The organism is Sinorhizobium garamanticum, assembly GCF_029892065.1.
GTDB lineage: Bacteria > Pseudomonadota > Alphaproteobacteria > Rhizobiales > Rhizobiaceae > Sinorhizobium > Sinorhizobium garamanticum.
The window spans coordinates 3,265,207-3,281,202 of record NZ_CP120373.1; the positions used below are offsets into that span (position 1 = coordinate 3,265,207).

The window sequence follows — 15,996 nt, forward strand, 5'->3', positions numbered from 1 at the left end:
TAATCGCCTGAAAGAGTGAACACGCCGTTCCCCCGCAAGGAGTCTGCGTTACCATGTCCGAACACGAGAAACGCGAAAGCGAGGAAGCGCGATCGGGCGGAGCAGAGGCCGTCCATTACGCTTTTTCCCGACGCGACGTTCTACAAATGGCAGCAGGAGCCGCGACGCTAGCGGCCATTCCAACCGACACGGCGCAGGCCGCATCATCTGCCGCCGCACGCACACATCAGGAGGGCGCAAACGTGACGCCAGCGCGCATACGACTGACGGTTAACGGGGAAGTGCGTGAACTGGAGCTCGATCCGCGCCAGTCGCTGCTCGACGTTCTTCGCGAAACGCTCGATCTCACCGGCACGAAGAAAGGCTGCAACCAGGGCGCTTGCGGAGCGTGCACCATCCTGGTCGATGGCAAGCGGATCAATTCCTGTCTGACGCTCGCCGTCATGCATGACGGCGCCGAGATCACCACGATCGAGGGGCTGGCGAAAGGCGACGAACTCCATCCGCTCCAGGCGGCCTTCATCGAGCACGACGGACTGCAATGCGGTTTCTGCACCTCCGGGCAGATCATGTCCGGCGTCGGCTGCATCGCCGAGGGGCACGCCCATTCGCCGGAGGAGATCCGGTTCTGGATGAGCGGCAACATCTGTCGGTGCGGGGCTTATCCGGGCATCGTCGCCGCCGTCGCCGATGCCGCCGGGAGGACCTGAGCATGCTGCCATTCAGCTATGAAAAGGCCCTGAGCGAACAGGAGGCGATTGCCGCCGCGGCCGCGGGCGCGCGCTATATCGCCGGCGGGACGACGCTCATCGATCTCATGCGCGAGGAGGTGGAGCGTCCCGAAAGGCTCGTCGACATCAATGCCCTTCCGCTCGGAGGCATTCGCGTCGAAGGCTCCGATCTCGTCATCGGCGCGCTTGCCCTGATGACGGAGGTCGCCGCCCATCCCGATACCCTGCGTCTGCAGCCGCTTGTCGCCGAATCCCTGATCGAAGGCGCATCGCCGCAGTTGCGCAACGTCGCCTCGATCGGCGGAAACCTGCTGCAGCGCGTGCGCTGTCCCTATTTCCGCATGCTCGATGCGCCATGCAACAAGCGCGAGCCGGGCTCGGGCTGCGCGGCGATCGATGGGCTGAACGGCGGCCATGCCATCCTCGGCGTCAGCGATCATTGCATCGCCACCCATCCGTCCGACGTTGCGGTGGCGCTGATCGCGCTCGACGCGACGATGCGCGTACGCGGACCCGAAGGCGAGCGCACTTTTCCCGTCGAGGAGCTCTTCCGGCTGCCGGGCGATACGCCGCATCTCGAACACACGCTCAATCCGGGCGAACTGATCCTGGACGTGCGGGTGCCCGGCGGCCCGCATAGCCGTCGCGCACGCTACCTCAAGGTGCGTGACCGGGAGTCCTACGAGTTCGCCCTGGTCTCGGCGGCCGTTGCCATGGAAACGGAGGGCGGCGTGATCCGCTCGGTCCGGATCGCCTGCGGCGGGGTCGGAACCCGCCCGTGGCGGATGCGCGCCTCGGAGGCGGCGCTGATCGGCAAGGAGCCGGCCCGCCTGGTCTTTGAGGCAGCCGCGCGGCTGGCGGCTGACGGAGCACGGCCGGCTACCGGCAATCACTACAAGGTGGAACTCCTGCAGCGGACGATCGTCCGCACGCTCGAAATGGTCGGAGAAATGGCATGACGACGAACGTCATCGGACAACCGCTCCCCCGCATCGACGGCCGCGCCAAGGTAACGGGAGGCGCGCGCTACGCGGCCGATTTCAACCAGAAGGGCCAGGCCTATGCGGTGATCGTCAGCGCCACGGCCGGTCTCGGCCGCATCACCGAGATCGGCGTAGACGCCGTCTCCGCCATGCCGGGCGTGATCGCGGTGATCAGCCACCTCAATGCGCCGCGGCTTGCCTATGGCGAGCACAAGGGCTCGATCGATCCCGCCATCGGCGAACGCCTGCATGTGCTTCAGGACGATCAGGTGCGCTTCTGGGGCCAGCCGGTGGCGATCGTCGTCGCCGATACGCTCGACCACGCCGAGCGTGCCGCCGCGGCACTTAATGTCGCTTACGCGGCCGAGCGGCCGGTCGTCGACCCAACGGGTCTGCTCGCGAGTGCGGTCATCCCGGAGGCCACGAGGCGAGGTGGCCGCGCGCATGCCGATGCCGAGCGCGGCGACGCGGACGCCGCTCTCGCGAGCGCGGAGGTGAAGGTCGACGAGAGCTACGACATCGCACGCGAAAACCACAATCCGATGGAGCCGCACGCCACTGTCGCGGCCTGGAACGGTGACCGGCTCACGCTCTGGAGCAAAAGCCAGTATGTCGTCAACGAGCAGGCCGAGATCGCGGCCATTTTCGGCCTGCCGGTCGAGAATGTTCAGGTGATCTGTCCCTTCGTCGGCGGCGCCTTCGGCACCAGCCTCAGGACGTGGCCGCACGTCACGCTCGCGGCCATCGCGGCGCGTGAGGTGGGTCGGCCGGTGAAGCTCGTGCTCACCCGCAAGCAGATGTTCTTCACGACCGGCCACCGTCCCCGCACGCTCCAGCGCGTCGCGCTGGGGGCGACCAGTGACGGCAAGCTGACGAGGCTGATCCATGAGGGCGTCGGAGAAACGAGCCGCTACGAGGAGTTCATCGAGGCGCTGACATCGGTCTCGGGCTTCCTCTATTCCTGCCCCAATGTGCGAACCCGCTACCGGGTCCTGCCGCTCGACACCGGCACGCCGACCTATATGCGCGGGCCGGGCGAGGCGAGCGGCGTGTTCGCGCTCGAATGCGCCGTGGACGAGCTTTCCTACAACCTCGGCCTCGACCCGATCGAACTGCGCCGGCTGAACGAGCCCGAGATCGACGAGGCCGCGGGCAAGCCGTTCTCGAGCCGGTCGCTGATGAAGTGCTACGGTGCCGGTGCCGAGCGCTTCGGCTGGTCGAAACGCGATCCGAAACCGCGCTCCATGCGCGATGGGCGGCTGCTGATCGGCATGGGTGTCGCGTCCGCGAGCTATCCGGCGTTTCATGCTCCCTCGAGCGCGCTCGCGCGCCTGCTACCCGACGGTACCGCCGAAATCGAGGTGGCGGCGAGCGACATGGGGCCGGGGACCTACACGTCGATGACACAGGTCGCCGCCGAGACGCTCGGCCTGCCGATCGAAAGCGTCCGCTTCAGCCTTGGCCGCTCGGACTTTCCGCCGGCTCCCTCCCATGGCGGCTCCTGGACAATGGCGTCCGTCGGTTCGGCAATCCGCGCCGCATGCATCGCGGTGCAGGAAGAGGCGGCAAGGCGCGCCATTGCCGACCAGCTCTCGCCGGTTTTCGGCGCGTCGGCCGATGGCGTCACGTGGGAGGAAGGGCGCCTGCGCCGTCGCGGCGACACCGCGCCCGGCCAGGCCTATGGCGACATTGTCGCGAGCGCTGGCGGACCGATCGAGGCGATTGCGTCCACCAGCCGTGACCCCGATATTGCGGATCGCTATTCCATGCATGCTTTCGGTGCGGTCTTTGCCGAGGTTGCGGTCGATCCCGATGTGGGCACGATCCGGGTGCGCCGCGCGGTCGGTACCTATGGCGCCGGTCGCATCGTCAATCCGCGTCTTGCAGCGAGCCAGTGCGTCGGCGGCATGGTCGGCGGCATCGGCATGGCGCTCATGGAACGGACCGTGCTCGATCAGCGCGACGGCCGCCCGGTCAATGCGCATATGGCGGACTATCTCGTGCCCGTGAACCTCGATATCGCGAATATCGAAGCGCATTTCGTCGACGAGGTGGATCCGCACGTCAATGCGCTCGGCGTCAAGGGGCTCGGCGAAATCGCACTCGTCGGCATGGCGCCTGCCATCGCCAATGCGGTCTTCCATGCGACCGGCAAACGGGTGCGCACGCTGCCGATCCGGATTGAGGACATGCTCGCCTGATGACAGAAGACGCGTTCGGCCAATTCAAAATGCTACGGCGCCCTTTGCGCGTCTGATAAGACACGCGGCGCTGTAGGCTGGAAAAGCCTGCCGCGCCGAGCGACTGTGTCGGCTGTAACCACTACGCGTTGCACTTCTTCGCCCGCTGCGTGATGATGGCGGCGCCCGGATTTTGGCGAAGGTGACACGCAACATGGCAGCAGCGAAAAGGCAGGTCGGCCGATGGCGCCGGTGACGGTCGATCCGGAAAAAATTCGCGAAATCGAGGACGCCGAGAGCTTCTACCGCTGGCTGGGTATACACCACGACACGGCGGACGAGGTGTGGATCAAGATTCACAAGGTTGGCTCGGGGCTCAAGTCGATCACGCCAAAGGAGGCGATCGACGTTGTGCTGTGCTGGGGCTGGATCGACGGCCTGCGCAAGGGGCTCGACGACAAGAGCTTTCTTCAGCGCTACACCCCGCGCGGCAGGAAGAGCACCTGGAGCCAGATCAATGTCGATAATGTCGCCCGGCTGATCGAGGAAGGCCGGATGACCGAGCATGGGTTGAAGCAGGTCGAGGCGGCCAAGGCGGACGGGCGCTGGGAGCGCGCCTATGCAAGCGGCAAGGACATGAAGATCCCGGACGATCTGCAGGCCGCCATCGACGCCGAGCCCAAGGCCAGGGAAATGCTGGCAAAGCTCAGTGGACAGAACCGCTTCGCGCTCGCCTTCCGCACCCACAACATGAAGACCGAAGCCGGGCGGAAGAAGAAGATCGAGAACTTCGTCGAAATGTTGAAGCGCGGCGAGACGATCTACCCGCAGGGGCGGAAGTGACCGCCGCCGACAGGCTCCGTCGGCATCCGCATAAAGGGCAGGGGAGGATCGGGTTTCCATCGTCTGTTACTATGCGCATTCCGTCGAATGGGATTGAGGGTGACGATGCATACCGTCAGAGGCCGGCAACTCGTGGGCAGACATGTCCCTCGTTTTCTACCGGCGCTCGTTTTCGGGATGGTGACCGTCATCGCGGTGACGGCCGCGGCGCAGAACAGCCGCCGAGCGCCGGACGAGACTCCGCTCGTCGCACAGAGCGCACAAGGGCGGGCACCGGCCAGCGGCCTTGCGACGGACTTCCCTGATCGTGAGCTTGTCGTGGGCACCAAGGAAGCACCGCCGTTCGCGATGAAGCAACCGGACGGTACCTGGACGGGCATTTCCATCGAACTCTGGCGGCAGATCGCTCAGGAACTCGGTCTCAAGTTCCGTCTGGTCGAGGAGCCGTCGGTCCAGAGTCTGCTCGAGGCGACGGCACGGGGCGACTATGATCTCTCGGTCGCGGCGATAACCATCACGCCCGAGCGCGAACGCAGCGTGGACTTCTCGCAGCCCTTCTACAATACGGGCCTCGGCATCGCGGTTTCGCTCAACCGCATGTCGATATGGCGCGAAATCATGCGCACGATGACCTCACTGGGTTTCCTCCAGGCGGCCGGTGCGCTCATCGGCATCTCGTTTCTGGTCGGTGCGTTGATCTGGTTGTTCGAACGCCGGCACAACGAGGAATTCGGAGGCAGCGCCGCCAAGGGTCTCGGCGCCAGCATCTGGTGGTCCGCCGAAGTGATGACGCAGGCAAGCACCGGTCACCGCGGCCCGAGAACGCTCGCGGGGCGCGCGCTTGCCATCATCTGGATGGTGGTCTCGATCATCACCATCGCTATCTTTACCGCGAGCGTGACATCGGCGCTCACGACGCGACAGATCCGTGGCGTCGTGAACGGTGTCGATGACCTGCCCGGCGTGCGCGTCGGCGCATTGGCGGGATCGGCAACGCTCGGATTTCTCGATCGGGAACGTATCGGGTACCGCAATTTCGACCGTGTCGAGGATGGGCTGAACAGGCTTGAGTCGGGCTCGATCGACGCCTTTGTGTACGACAAGCCCTTGCTTGCGTGGCTTGTTGCACAGAAGTTTTCGAATTCGGTCGGAGTCCTCGACGTGACTTTCGAACCGCAGAGCTACGGCATTGCCATGCCGACAGGGAGCCGCTACCGCAATGCGACCGATGTGGCCGTGCTTGAGGCGATCCGCAGCGAAAAATGGAAGCAGACTCTGTTCAGCTATCTTGGCGAGAAGCGCTGAGCGCGCGGGCACATCTTCTCGGTGCGCGTAACGCCTTGAATCGGCCTAATCTCTCCGATTCCGATTTTTCCGGATTATGCAGTAAGCTTGCCCGCGCTACTGCATGTTTCCTTAAATCCTTGCCGATTTAAGGAAAGATGCAGCAGTTCAAAGTGCTGCAGTGTCCTTTGCGCGTCTGAAGACGTGCGGCGCTGTAGGGGGGCGGATGCTGCATGACACGCGCGCAGCAGGTGGGCGTCATTATCGGCTTGGCGATTGTAGCGGCGCTGACCATGCTGCGGGCAAGCGATCCGCCATTGCTGCGGCTCGGGCGCAATCTGACATTCGACGAATACCAACGCATCAAGCCGCGCAGTTACGAGAACATGCCGGTGCGGATCGTCGACATAGACGAGGCGTCGCTCCGGGAGCTTGGTCAGTGGCCGTGGCCGAGAAATCGCATTGCCGCCCTGGTCGATCGGCTGTCGGAGATGGGTGCGTCGGCGATCGCATTCGATGTTCTCTTTGCCGAGCCGGATCGCCTGTCGCCGCGCAACGTCGTCCGCGACGTTGCCGGGATCGACCCATCCTTGCTGCGCCAACTGCCCGACAACGATGAGATCTTCGCCCAGGCGATCACGGACAGACCTGTCGTGCTGGGTTTCGGCATTTCTAACGAAGGGAGCTATAGGCCGCCGGTGAAGGCCGGCTTTGCCTTTACCGGCGAAAGCCCCTTCGGCGCGCCGCCACGTCTCGATGCGGCGACGCCGCTTAGGCCGCAGCTCGAGGCCAATGCCGCCGGACTCGGCCACATCAGTCTCAATCCCGGCGCGACGTCGACCGTGGTCCGCGCCGTCCCGCTTTTCCTAAGCGACGGCGAACAGTTTTTTCCGAACCTCGCGCTCGAAGCGCTGCGCGTGGCGCAGGGCGCCTCCACCTACGTGCTCGCCGCCGCCCCGGAAGTGGCCGATACGCTGACGGACGCCAAGATCGGGGATTTCGTGGTACCGGTGACCGCGGCCGGCGAACTCTGGCTCTATGTCAGTCCCGATCGGGCCGAACGCTATGTCTCGGCCAGGCACGTGCTCGCGCCCGGCGGGGCGTCGCCAGAGGTGGTGGCCGCAATCGAGGGCAGCATCGTGTTCGTCGGCACGTCGGCGGCGGGTTTGCAGGACATTCGCACGACCGCCCTTGGGCAGAACGTCCCAGGCGTCTCGCTGCACGCGCAAACCGTTGAGCAGATCCTGTCGGGCCATTTTCTCTCGCGCCCGGACTGGGCGGATGGCCTCGAGATTCTGACCATCGCGGTCGCGGGCACGCTGCTCGTGCTGCTTACCACCTTCGTCAGTCCCGCGGTGGCGCTGGTGTGCGGCCTGCTGATCACCGCGGCTGGACTCGTCGCTTCCTGGCTCGCCTTCCTCTATGGCGGGCTTCTTTTCGATCCACTCGCTCCGATCGTCAGTGGATCGATCACGCATTTCGCCGCCACCGCGTTCCGCTTCCTCGTCACCGACCGCGAGCGCCGCGCCGTCCGGCGGGCCTTCGGCCAGTATCTTTCGCCGTCGCTGCTCTATCGTATCGAGCATACGCGCGATGCGTTGCGCCTCGGCGGCGACGACCGCGAGCTGACGGTTATGTTTGTCGATGTCCGGAATTTCACCGAAATCAGCGAGCGCCTGGCTCCCACCGCCGTCGTCGGCTTTCTGAACACGCTGCTCGATGCGCTGAGCCGCCATGTGATTGCCAACGAAGGCACGCTCGACAAGTTCATCGGGGATTCGATCATGGCCTTCTGGAACGCCCCGGTCGACGTCGCCGACCATCCCGGCAAGGCCGTTCGCGCCGCGCTTGCCATGCGTGAGACGATGGCGCGCCTCAATGCCGAAGACGCCTTCGGCTTCGGAAAGGAGCATAGCGTCGCGATCGGGGTCGGCATTCACACCGGCATCGCCTGCGTCGGCAACATGGGCGCCGAGGCGCACTTCAACTACTCGGCCGTCGGCGATACGGTGAACGTCGCGGCGCGGATAGAGGCTTCGTGCAAGGACGTCCACTTCGACATTCTGGTGTCCGAGGAGACCGCGAAGGTGCTGCCGGGCCATGCCCTGCTCGAAGCGGGGATGCTGGCGCTCAAGGGAAAGAGCACGCGGACAAGGCTGTTCGCCGTCGTCGGCGACGAAAAACTCGGGGCCTCAGCCGAATTCGCCGAATTGCGGTGCCTGCACTTGAAACTTGTAGACGCCTTGCGGTCCCGTGTGCCGAACCGCAAGATCCTGAACGCGGCGAAGCTCAAAGCGGCGAAGTTCCCGGGGCTGACGGAATTCTACCGGCGGATATCGCGCCGGGCCGATCACTTCGCAGATCCCGGCAAATCAGGATGAGCCGAACGAAACGCTACAGCGCCGCGCATCTAGCGGAAAAGCGGTACACACTTTTCCCGGAATTGCTCTAACCGTTATTGCGGCTGCCCTCTCGCGGCCGGTCCTGCTCTTGACGCGGCTTCTCCGTTTCCCGACGCGTTTCTGGCTTCTCTGGCAGCGGCGGCTTCTCCGGCTTCTCTGGCCGCGGTGGCTTCTCGGGCTTCTCCGGGCGCGGCGGCTTTTCCGGCTTGTCGGGTTTTGGCGGCGGCTTGTCCGGTTTACGCGGCTTCTGCGGCTGTGCCTGTTTTTTCTCGGGCTGCGGCGTGAACCGCTCCTGCTGCGTTCCCGGAATCGGGAGCGCCGCACGAAGGCTGCAGCCGCCGCCGACCCAGCCTAGCCCGCCGGAAAGCTGCTGGTTGCCGGAAAGGAACGGCAACGCTCCCTCGTTTCCGAGAGTCTCCAGGATGCGGCGGTTGACGCGGCGCGTGTCGGTGATGTTGCCGTTGCGGTTGGCGATCACGCAGTCGCAACGCTTTGTCAGTTGTTTGCAGCCACCGGGGCCGCAGAAACTGGCCTCGCCGTTGAGCAGAACGAGCGCAGTCGTTCCGTCGCCGCCGACATAGAAGTCGAAGGCGGTGCCGCGGACGCCGATCGTTCCGGCCGGCGTCAAGATCTCGTAGGCAGTGCTTTTCGATTTTCCGCTGACCCAGCGGAACGTGCCCTTCGTCGCCCTCAGACTGAGCTTCTGCAAGTTGTTCGAGTCATCGAAGACGAATTTGTCGATGACGACGGACGAACCCCAGCCGACGGCAAGTTTGGTGCCGTCGCGGAACACGAATTGTCCCAGCCCGGATTTTGATGTCAGAATCCGTTCGTCCCGGTAGACCGGGTCCTTGACCGCCAGCAGACCGTTCGCACCTCTGACTTCAGTCCTGATCCGAACCGCCTCGCCAATTGCTTCCGCAGCCATTGCCGACACCGGACCGAAAAACATGACACCGAGTGCGACGATTGCGGCGCCACGCAAATGCGACATGGCACCCCTCCTGGATCACGGCGACTTTGGATTGAAACAGTCCGCGGTCCTTCTGCGTGATCACTCGCCAGAGCGGGGATTTGCTGAAATATTTAGAGGCACTGCTTTTGCCCCGCTCGCAATTGTTTAACTATTTACCATGCGACATGGCAGGGTGTCTCCTAATCCGTTCGGGTTACCGGCTGCGAAGGTCAAAAACTTTCGTTAAATCAACATGTTGCGGAATTGGTGAGGATCCCGTCGAGGCAATTCGGCGCTATAGGGGCGGCTCCCCGGCGCATGAATCTTCCCCTCGCGCCGTCGTTCAGCAGGCATTCAGCCGTCTGGAGATAAAAAGCATGCAATTCATCCCGCTCCTGTTTAGGCTGGCGCAGGCTGAAGAGGGGGCCGGAGCTCGCGATATGAGCGGCGACCGGCAGCAAAGGGGCGGCGCTCACGCAGCGCCGGTGGGCGATGAAGACAATTTTGATTGCTGTGCTTTCCGGCATTCTCGTGGCGGGAGCAGCTTTTGCTGCGTCCGTGACGAACAAGGACGGCGACACCGCCGTGCTGGTCGTCGTCGAGGGTGAGAGCCGGATGGAAGTTGCGATCGGTTCCGGCGCGACGGAAATGATCTGCCCGAGCGGCTGTTTCGTCACCGCGCCAAGCGGCGACCGCATCGGCCTTCAGGGCGGCGAAACGATCGAAATCCTCAACGGCTCCATGTTGGTGAAGTAGCGCGATCGTCGCCGCGCCTTGCACGGTCTGACGGTCTTGCCGCGTCGGCAAGGGGCCGCATACCGTCCGGCGCCAAAACACGGTTACTCCTGTGCTCGTCACAGGAGCCCGGCCGCGCCGCGTCGCGAGAGACTTATCGTTCGATGGCGGGGCCATCTCTCTTGTATAAGAGGCGGCACCGTGCGCCGTCTCTTCCCGCTACACCTCAAGGCCGCGTCTATCAGGCGTGATGGCTGCTGACGGCCTTGAGCAGTTCGCCCGTCAGTTCCCGGCTGCTGCTATGGGAAATGTCGCCGAGCGACAGCATGCCGACCATCCGCTTGTCCTCGTTGATCACCGGCAGCCGCCGAATCTTCTTTTCTTCCATCAGGCGGATGGCGTCTTCGAGGGATTCGCTCGTGCGGCAGAAGACGATCTCTTTCGTCATCACATCACGCACCGTGAGCGAAGCAACGTCGTGACCGTTGGCGAAGGCGCGCAAGGCTATGTCGCGATCCGTGACCATTCCGATCAGCCGGTCGTTTTCGCCGACGGGCAGGGCGCCGATATCCTCGTCCTTCATGATGTGCGCCACCGTGCGCAGGTCCGTATCCGGCGAGATCCAACGTACTCCAGGATGCATGGCTTCCGAAATTTGCATCGTAACCTCCCTTGTTCGGCAAAGGGAAAGCATAGTCGGAAATCATGGCTAATCGTTGGTATCCGGCGGAATCTCGTCAGGGCGGGACCGCTCGCGCCATCGGCCAAGCGGCCCCGAATGGGCGAGCCGCCCCACCGGTCAGGTCAGGTTCCTGCGCCGCTCCAGTTCCGCTTCGGTCGGCTGCTCGAATTCGAACGAGCCGGTGACGATCTCGCCGCCGCGGACGTATTTGTTTACGGTTACCCCAGAGCCCGAAACCTTCGAACTGACGAGCTTCAGTGCCATCGGCGAGGCGCCGTCGCCGAACAGTTTCTTGCCCTTTCCGAGCACGACCGGAAAGATCGACACATACATCTCGTCCACCAGATCGTTGTGGAAAAGGGTCTGCAGCAAATCGGTCGAACCTTGCGTCAGGAGGTCCGGTCCGTCTTCGCTCTTCAGCTTCCGGAGCGTGGCGACCACGTCGCTGCCGAGGCTCTGGCTGTTCTGCCAGCCGAGCTTGAAATCCGGATTGCGCGTCGCGACAAATTTCGTGATGCGATCGAACAACGTGCCGATCGGATCGTCGGCGCCGGCATAGGGCCAATGAGCCGCGAAAATGTCGTAGGTCTTCCGCCCCAGCAGAAGGTCGAATGGCTTGGCGAACATCTCGTCCACTGCCGCGCCCATGGTCTCGTCGAAATAGGGGGCCACCCAGCCGCCAAATTTGAAGCCGCCGGTAGGATCTTCCTCCGGCCCACCCGGTGCCTGCATGATTCCGTCGAGACTTACAAATGCACCAACAACGATCTTTCTCATTGCGCTCTCCTTCGTGATCCTTGTGTCTGTAGGACGCCCGAAAGCGGATGAAACCGACACGGTCCGCATAATTTTGCGAACGCATCGTCAGTAGCAGAGTTTCTCCAAGCGCCTATTCCCTCCGCGGCGGCCGGGCGTAGTCGGGAATCATGAAGCGCCGGCGATAGCTTCCCGGCGTCAGCCCGGTGACTCGCTTGAACAGGCGGCGGAAGAAGGCGGGGTCCTCGTAGCCGACCTGCCAACTGATCTCGTCGATCGGTACTTCCGTCCGTTCAAGCCGGCGCTTGGCATCCTCGATCCTCAGGCGCTGGACATAGACGATCGGGCTTAGGCCGGTCGCACCGGTGAAGCGGCGTTTGAACGTGCGTTCGGCGAGCCCGGCGCGGCGGACCATCTCCTCCAGCGGATTGGCGACCGAGAAATGCGTCGCGATCCACTCTTGTGCCGCCTGGATTGCGACGTCTCCATGGTCGTTGCGCCCCTCGAAGACGATGTAGGGCGCGAGCCCGTCCTGATGCCATTGCAGCGCGAAATATTTCGCGATGGCCTGCGCCGCGGTTGCGCCGGCATGGCGGGCGATCAGATAGAGCGCCAGATCGTGCCAGGTCATGGAGGCGCCCGACGTGATCAGTTCTTCGCGCTCGCCGGAGACGACCAGAACGCGCTCGGGATGGATCGTCACTTTCGGGAAGACGGTGTGAAAAGCCTGGGCGTAGCCGAAATGCACTGTCGCATCGACCCCGTCGAAAAGCCCCGTCTCGGCAAGCAGGAAAATACCCGAGCAGGCCGAGCACAAAAGCGCGCCGCGGCGATGCATTGCGCCGAGCCAATCGACCAGTTCCGGATGCCGGCCCTTCTGCCAGCCGTCAGATCCGAGCAGCACCGAGGGGACGATGACGATGTCGGTCGTCTCGATGCCGGCGATACCGCGCTGCACCATCACGGGCACGCCACTTGCGAGCTCCAGCGGGCCGGGCCACAGCCCGACGATCTCGACGCGAAACGGCGGCGCCGATTGCGCGTGGCCGGGCGAAGGAAGCAGGGCAAAGGCGTTCATGACGTCGAAGATGCCGGTCAGCGTCGACACCACCGCATCGGGGATGGCGACGAGGCTCACGTGAAGTGGATGCGTTGCGGTCTCGGGGGTGTTGCGCGGCATCTCGAATCCATCGGACAGGTGGCGCCACATCTGCAAATGAGTTCTACCGCGGGACGGGGCGTGGCGCAAACGGCCCGGTTTCGGACAATCCCGCTCTGCCGTTTGGTCGCTGCCGATGCGATCCTCTGCAAATCCTTGGACCTTCAGATGGAAGAGAGGAGCGGGAAAGATGGAAAAGGTAGAAAACAGGATCGACCAGGCGAAGCTCGATGCGCTCGTCTCGCGGGCGGTCGGCGATCTCTCGGCGGGTTACGGCGGCGTGATGGTCAGCCTCGGCAACCGCCTCGGCCTCTATAAAGCGATGGCCGGAGCCGGTCCGCTCACTTCGAGCGAACTGGCGGCACGGGCCGGCTGCGCGGAGCGCTATGTGCGCGAATGGCTCGGCTCCCAGGTGGCCGGCGGCTACGTGACCTATCATGCAAGCAGCGGCACCTACGAACTCTCGCCGGAGCAGGCGCTTGTGCTGGCCGAGGAGGACAGCCCTGTCTTCATCCCCCATGCCTGGGCGGTTCCTGCTTCCATGTGGGCGGACGAGAACAAGGCGGTGGAGGCCTTCCGCACCGGCAAGGGCATTGCCTGGGGTGACCACGACGGCCGGCTTTATTGCGGCGTCGCCGCCTTCTACAGGAACGCCTACAAGGCAAGCCTGGTCGCCGAATGGCTGCCGGCTCTCGGCGGTGGCATCGAGAAGAAGCTAAGGACCGGCGCGCGTGTCGCCGATATCGGCTGCGGGCACGGGCATTCGACGGTGCTGATGGCGAAGGCCTTTCCGACCTCGCGTTTCCATGGTTTCGATATCCATCCGGAATCGATCATCGAGGCGCGCAAGGTCGCGGCGGAGGCAGGCGTTTCGGATCGGGTAACCTTTACGACCGCGCGGGCGGACAGCTATCCCGGCACGGATTATGACCTGATCTGCTTCTTCGACTGCCTGCACGACATGGGCGATCCGGTCGCCGCGGCGGCGCATGCGGCAAAGGTGATCGCGGGCGAGGGGTCGGTGATGCTGGTGGAGCCCTTCGCCAACGATCGGGTCGAAGACAATGTCTCGCCGGTTGCGCGGATCTACTATGCGGCCTCCACGACGATCTGCTGCGCCCATGCGATCTCGGATGGCGGCCATCTGGTGCTCGGCGCCCAGGCCGGCGAGGCAAGGCTCGCCGACGTCTTCCGCAAGGCCGGCTTCAGCCGCTTCCGCCGGGCGCTGGAGACGCCGTTCAACCTGATCCTCGAGGCGCGGCTCTAGGCGCCCTGCAACGGTTCGGAAACTCCGTTGCCATATAGGATTGGAGCGTTTCACCGTTTCGACAAAGCGCTGAAACGCTCCAGTCACGCCGGCGATTTCGGATGACACTGCGTAACAGCAATTGTCGGCTGGACGCGCCGTCGCAATCATCTCACTATGTGCAGCATGAACCTTCCGCAGGATTTGATATGCCGGCCCTACCGCCAGCTCGCGCGCAATGCTCGCCTTGCCAATGCGCGGCTGGATCGCGCCTGCATGGCGCTTCGTCCCGGTGAATGGGAGGCTCCACGAACGTCTTTCTTCCCCTCGCTCAAGGAGACGATGGTCCATCTTCTGAATGCCGATCGCTATTACATCGACACGCTGCGCGGCGAATGGCCCGGCCTGGCGAGGCCGCCGGGGAGCCGCGCCACGGCGGCCGAATTCGCTATCGAACGGGCAGAGGTCGACGAATGGCTGGTCGATTTCAGCGAGAGCCTGACGGCAGAGGCGCTTTCATGCAAGATCAGCATTCACTGGCCGGAGAGGACACTTACTGAAACTGTCGCCGATACGCTGCTTCACGTTTTCATGCACGGCCAGCACCACCGCGGCCAGATCCACTCGATGCTTTCGGGAACGAGTGTTCCGCCGCCGCAGATCGACGAATTCATCCTCGCCGACAATGGCGAGGCGCGCGTCGAAGACCTCAAGGCATTGGGCTGGACCGAAGCGCGGCTCACGCGATAGGGCAGTCGATCTACCCTTTGCGCTCGGTCTCAGGGCGTCCTATTCTACAGCGCCGCGCGTCTTATCAGATGCGCAAAGGACGCTGTAGCACTTTGAATTGCTGCATTTTTTTGTCCTTAAATCGGTTACGATTTAAGGACACCTGCAGCAGGAAAGTCGTTCGCCGCTCGGGGGCATTTATGTCGGCACGGCCTTTCTCGAAGATTTCCGCGCCGTTCAACGGGCTGATCGCAGCGCTTGGGCTGGTGGCGGTCGCCGTCCTCACCACACCGGATATCACCGGGCGGATGAGGCTCGGGTTGCAGCTCTTGCTCGTGGCGATCTGGGGTGTCTATCTCCTGCAACTGGTCGAGACGCTGATCGTTCGGCGCGCGAAAGGTCCGCAGGACAGCATGCCGGCGATCACCATCGATGTGCTCGCCGTTCTGGTGCCTCTTGCCGGCTTCCTGTTTGCCTCCACGCGTGATCAGGACCTCTTCTGCGCCATCTGGCTGTTGAAGCCGCTACGAAATTCCACGTTCTTCCGGCTGATCGGCAGGGTGATTAGCAACGAGGCGCGCAACCTGATCGGCGTCACATCGGTCTTCGGCCTCGTGCTGTTCGCTGCCGCGCTCGCGGGCTATCTCATCGAACGCGACGTCCAGCCGGATAAATTCGGCAGCATCCCGCAGGCGATGTGGTGGGCCGTCGTCACGCTGTCGACGACCGGCTATGGCGACGAGATTCCGCAGAGCTTCGCCGGCCGCGTGCTGGCCGGGCTGGTCATGATGTGCGGCATCGGCATCTTCGCGCTCTGGGCCGGCCTCCTTGCGACCGGATTCTATGCGGAAATCCGCCGCCAGGACTTCGTGCGCAATTGGCAACTGGTTGCTGCCGTGCCGCTATTCCAGAACCTCGGCTCGTCCGCGCTCGTCGAGATCGTCAGAGCGCTGAGGCCGCGCCTGGTGCCGGCCGGCGCCGTGATCTGCCGCAAGGGCGAGGCGGGCGACCAGATGTACTTCATCGTCGAGGGCCGTGTCTGCGTCGCGACGCCGGACCCGATCGAGCTCGGTCCCGGCAGCTTCTTCGGCGAGATAGCGCTGATAAGCGGCGAGCCCCGCTCGGCGACCGTCAGCGCCTCGACCGAGGTTTCGCTGTTGTCGCTGCACGCGGAGGACTTCCAGATGCTGTCCGCCAGCAACCCCGACATCGCCGACATCATCCGCAAGACCGCCCTCGAACGGCGCGGCGCGACGCCGAGGGCTTGAGGGGGCAAGGCCTCGTCAAGGCTGCATGCCCGGCCGCATGTCT

The 15,996-nt window shown here is 63.9% G+C and carries 14 protein-coding genes; 10 read left to right on the plus strand and 4 right to left on the minus strand.

Features of this window, described 5'->3' with window-relative positions:
- Positions 1–146: 146 nt before the first annotated feature.
- The 6 genes from PZN02_RS15365 to PZN02_RS15390 all read left to right on the plus strand — a co-directional run bounded on the left by PZN02_RS15365 (position 147) and on the right by PZN02_RS15390 (position 8,402).
- Positions 147–710 (plus strand): (2Fe-2S)-binding protein, encoded by a 564-nt coding sequence (locus tag PZN02_RS15365; RefSeq protein WP_280661517.1) that lies wholly within the window; start codon positions 147–149, stop codon positions 708–710.
- A gap of 2 nt (positions 711–712) precedes the next feature.
- The gene (locus tag PZN02_RS15370) at positions 713–1,690 is read left to right on the plus strand and encodes an FAD binding domain-containing protein (protein WP_280658813.1); all 978 of its coding nucleotides are present in this window, start codon (positions 713–715) and stop codon (positions 1,688–1,690) included.
- Complete coding sequence (locus tag PZN02_RS15375; RefSeq protein ID WP_280658814.1) at positions 1,687–3,915, plus strand: xanthine dehydrogenase family protein molybdopterin-binding subunit; 2,229 nt, start codon at positions 1,687–1,689, stop codon at positions 3,913–3,915. The genes PZN02_RS15370 and PZN02_RS15375 overlap by 4 nt, the downstream gene beginning before the upstream one ends.
- Before the next feature lie 222 nt (positions 3,916–4,137).
- Entirely contained in the window at positions 4,138–4,737 is a 600-nt protein-coding gene (locus PZN02_RS15380) for a YdeI/OmpD-associated family protein (protein WP_280658815.1), read from the plus strand.
- A gap of 105 nt (positions 4,738–4,842) precedes the next feature.
- Positions 4,843–6,042, plus strand: a complete 1,200-nt coding sequence (locus PZN02_RS15385) for a transporter substrate-binding domain-containing protein (RefSeq protein WP_280658816.1) — start codon at positions 4,843–4,845, stop codon at positions 6,040–6,042.
- A gap of 212 nt (positions 6,043–6,254) precedes the next feature.
- Entirely contained in the window at positions 6,255–8,402 is a 2,148-nt protein-coding gene (locus PZN02_RS15390) for a CHASE2 domain-containing protein (protein ID WP_280658817.1), read from the plus strand.
- A gap of 67 nt (positions 8,403–8,469) precedes the next feature.
- On the opposite strand, the gene PZN02_RS15395 is transcribed toward PZN02_RS15390, so the two are convergent.
- Positions 8,470–9,417, minus strand: a complete 948-nt coding sequence (locus tag PZN02_RS15395; RefSeq protein ID WP_280658818.1) for a FecR family protein — start codon at positions 9,415–9,417, stop codon at positions 8,470–8,472.
- A 453-nt stretch (positions 9,418–9,870) separates the two neighbouring features.
- Between PZN02_RS15395 and PZN02_RS15400 the strand changes: the two genes are divergently transcribed.
- The gene (locus tag PZN02_RS15400; protein WP_280658819.1) at positions 9,871–10,134 is read left to right on the plus strand and encodes a hypothetical protein; all 264 of its coding nucleotides are present in this window, start codon (positions 9,871–9,873) and stop codon (positions 10,132–10,134) included.
- Between the two features lie 220 nt (positions 10,135–10,354).
- Here the strand turns inward: PZN02_RS15400 and PZN02_RS15405 are convergent, their stop codons facing one another.
- The 3 genes from PZN02_RS15405 to PZN02_RS15415 all read right to left on the minus strand — a co-directional run bounded on the left by PZN02_RS15405 (position 10,355) and on the right by PZN02_RS15415 (position 12,731).
- The gene (locus PZN02_RS15405) at positions 10,355–10,774 is read right to left on the minus strand and encodes a CBS domain-containing protein (RefSeq protein ID WP_280658820.1); all 420 of its coding nucleotides are present in this window, start codon (positions 10,772–10,774) and stop codon (positions 10,355–10,357) included.
- Positions 10,775–10,912: 138 nt separating this feature from the next.
- On the minus strand, positions 10,913–11,572 hold the full coding sequence (locus PZN02_RS15410; RefSeq protein ID WP_280658821.1) for a dihydrofolate reductase family protein: 660 nt from the start codon (positions 11,570–11,572) through the stop codon (positions 10,913–10,915).
- Between the two features lie 112 nt (positions 11,573–11,684).
- Positions 11,685–12,731 (minus strand): GlxA family transcriptional regulator, encoded by a 1,047-nt coding sequence (locus PZN02_RS15415; protein WP_280658822.1) that lies wholly within the window; start codon positions 12,729–12,731, stop codon positions 11,685–11,687.
- A 169-nt stretch (positions 12,732–12,900) separates the two neighbouring features.
- On the opposite strand from PZN02_RS15415, the gene PZN02_RS15420 reads away from it, so the two are divergent.
- The 3 genes from PZN02_RS15420 to PZN02_RS15430 all read left to right on the plus strand — a co-directional run bounded on the left by PZN02_RS15420 (position 12,901) and on the right by PZN02_RS15430 (position 15,953).
- On the plus strand, positions 12,901–13,977 hold the full coding sequence (locus PZN02_RS15420) for a class I SAM-dependent methyltransferase (protein ID WP_280658823.1): 1,077 nt from the start codon (positions 12,901–12,903) through the stop codon (positions 13,975–13,977).
- Between the two features lie 156 nt (positions 13,978–14,133).
- Entirely contained in the window at positions 14,134–14,706 is a 573-nt protein-coding gene (locus PZN02_RS15425; RefSeq protein ID WP_280658824.1) for a DinB family protein, read from the plus strand.
- 179 nt (positions 14,707–14,885) lie between these two features.
- The gene (locus PZN02_RS15430) at positions 14,886–15,953 is read left to right on the plus strand and encodes a cyclic nucleotide-gated ion channel (protein ID WP_280658825.1); all 1,068 of its coding nucleotides are present in this window, start codon (positions 14,886–14,888) and stop codon (positions 15,951–15,953) included.
- Positions 15,954–15,996 lie beyond the last annotated feature (43 nt).

Excerpts from the sequence above, each read along its gene's own strand:
- PZN02_RS15425 (WP_280658824.1), top strand. The coding sequence starts at position 14,134 with ATGTGCAGCATGAACCTTCCGCAGGATTTGATATGCCGGCCCTACCGC.
- PZN02_RS15400 (WP_280658819.1), top strand. The coding sequence starts at position 9,871 with ATGAAGACAATTTTGATTGCTGTGCTTTCCGGCATTCTCGTGGCGGGA.
- PZN02_RS15430 (WP_280658825.1), top strand. The coding sequence starts at position 14,886 with ATGTCGGCACGGCCTTTCTCGAAGATTTCCGCGCCGTTCAACGGGCTG.
- PZN02_RS15395 (WP_280658818.1), bottom strand. The coding sequence starts at position 9,417 with ATGTCGCATTTGCGTGGCGCCGCAATCGTCGCACTCGGTGTCATGTTT.
- PZN02_RS15370 (WP_280658813.1), top strand. The coding sequence starts at position 713 with ATGCTGCCATTCAGCTATGAAAAGGCCCTGAGCGAACAGGAGGCGATT.
- PZN02_RS15385 (WP_280658816.1), top strand. The coding sequence starts at position 4,843 with ATGCATACCGTCAGAGGCCGGCAACTCGTGGGCAGACATGTCCCTCGT.
- PZN02_RS15390 (WP_280658817.1), top strand. The coding sequence starts at position 6,255 with ATGACACGCGCGCAGCAGGTGGGCGTCATTATCGGCTTGGCGATTGTA.
- PZN02_RS15380 (WP_280658815.1), top strand. The coding sequence starts at position 4,138 with ATGGCGCCGGTGACGGTCGATCCGGAAAAAATTCGCGAAATCGAGGAC.
- PZN02_RS15405 (WP_280658820.1), bottom strand. The coding sequence starts at position 10,774 with ATGCAAATTTCGGAAGCCATGCATCCTGGAGTACGTTGGATCTCGCCG.
- PZN02_RS15410 (WP_280658821.1), bottom strand. The coding sequence starts at position 11,572 with ATGAGAAAGATCGTTGTTGGTGCATTTGTAAGTCTCGACGGAATCATG.
- PZN02_RS15375 (WP_280658814.1), top strand. The coding sequence starts at position 1,687 with ATGACGACGAACGTCATCGGACAACCGCTCCCCCGCATCGACGGCCGC.
- PZN02_RS15415 (WP_280658822.1), bottom strand. The coding sequence starts at position 12,731 with ATGCCGCGCAACACCCCCGAGACCGCAACGCATCCACTTCACGTGAGC.
- PZN02_RS15420 (WP_280658823.1), top strand. The coding sequence starts at position 12,901 with ATGGAAAAGGTAGAAAACAGGATCGACCAGGCGAAGCTCGATGCGCTC.
- PZN02_RS15365 (WP_280661517.1), top strand. The coding sequence starts at position 147 with ATGGCAGCAGGAGCCGCGACGCTAGCGGCCATTCCAACCGACACGGCG.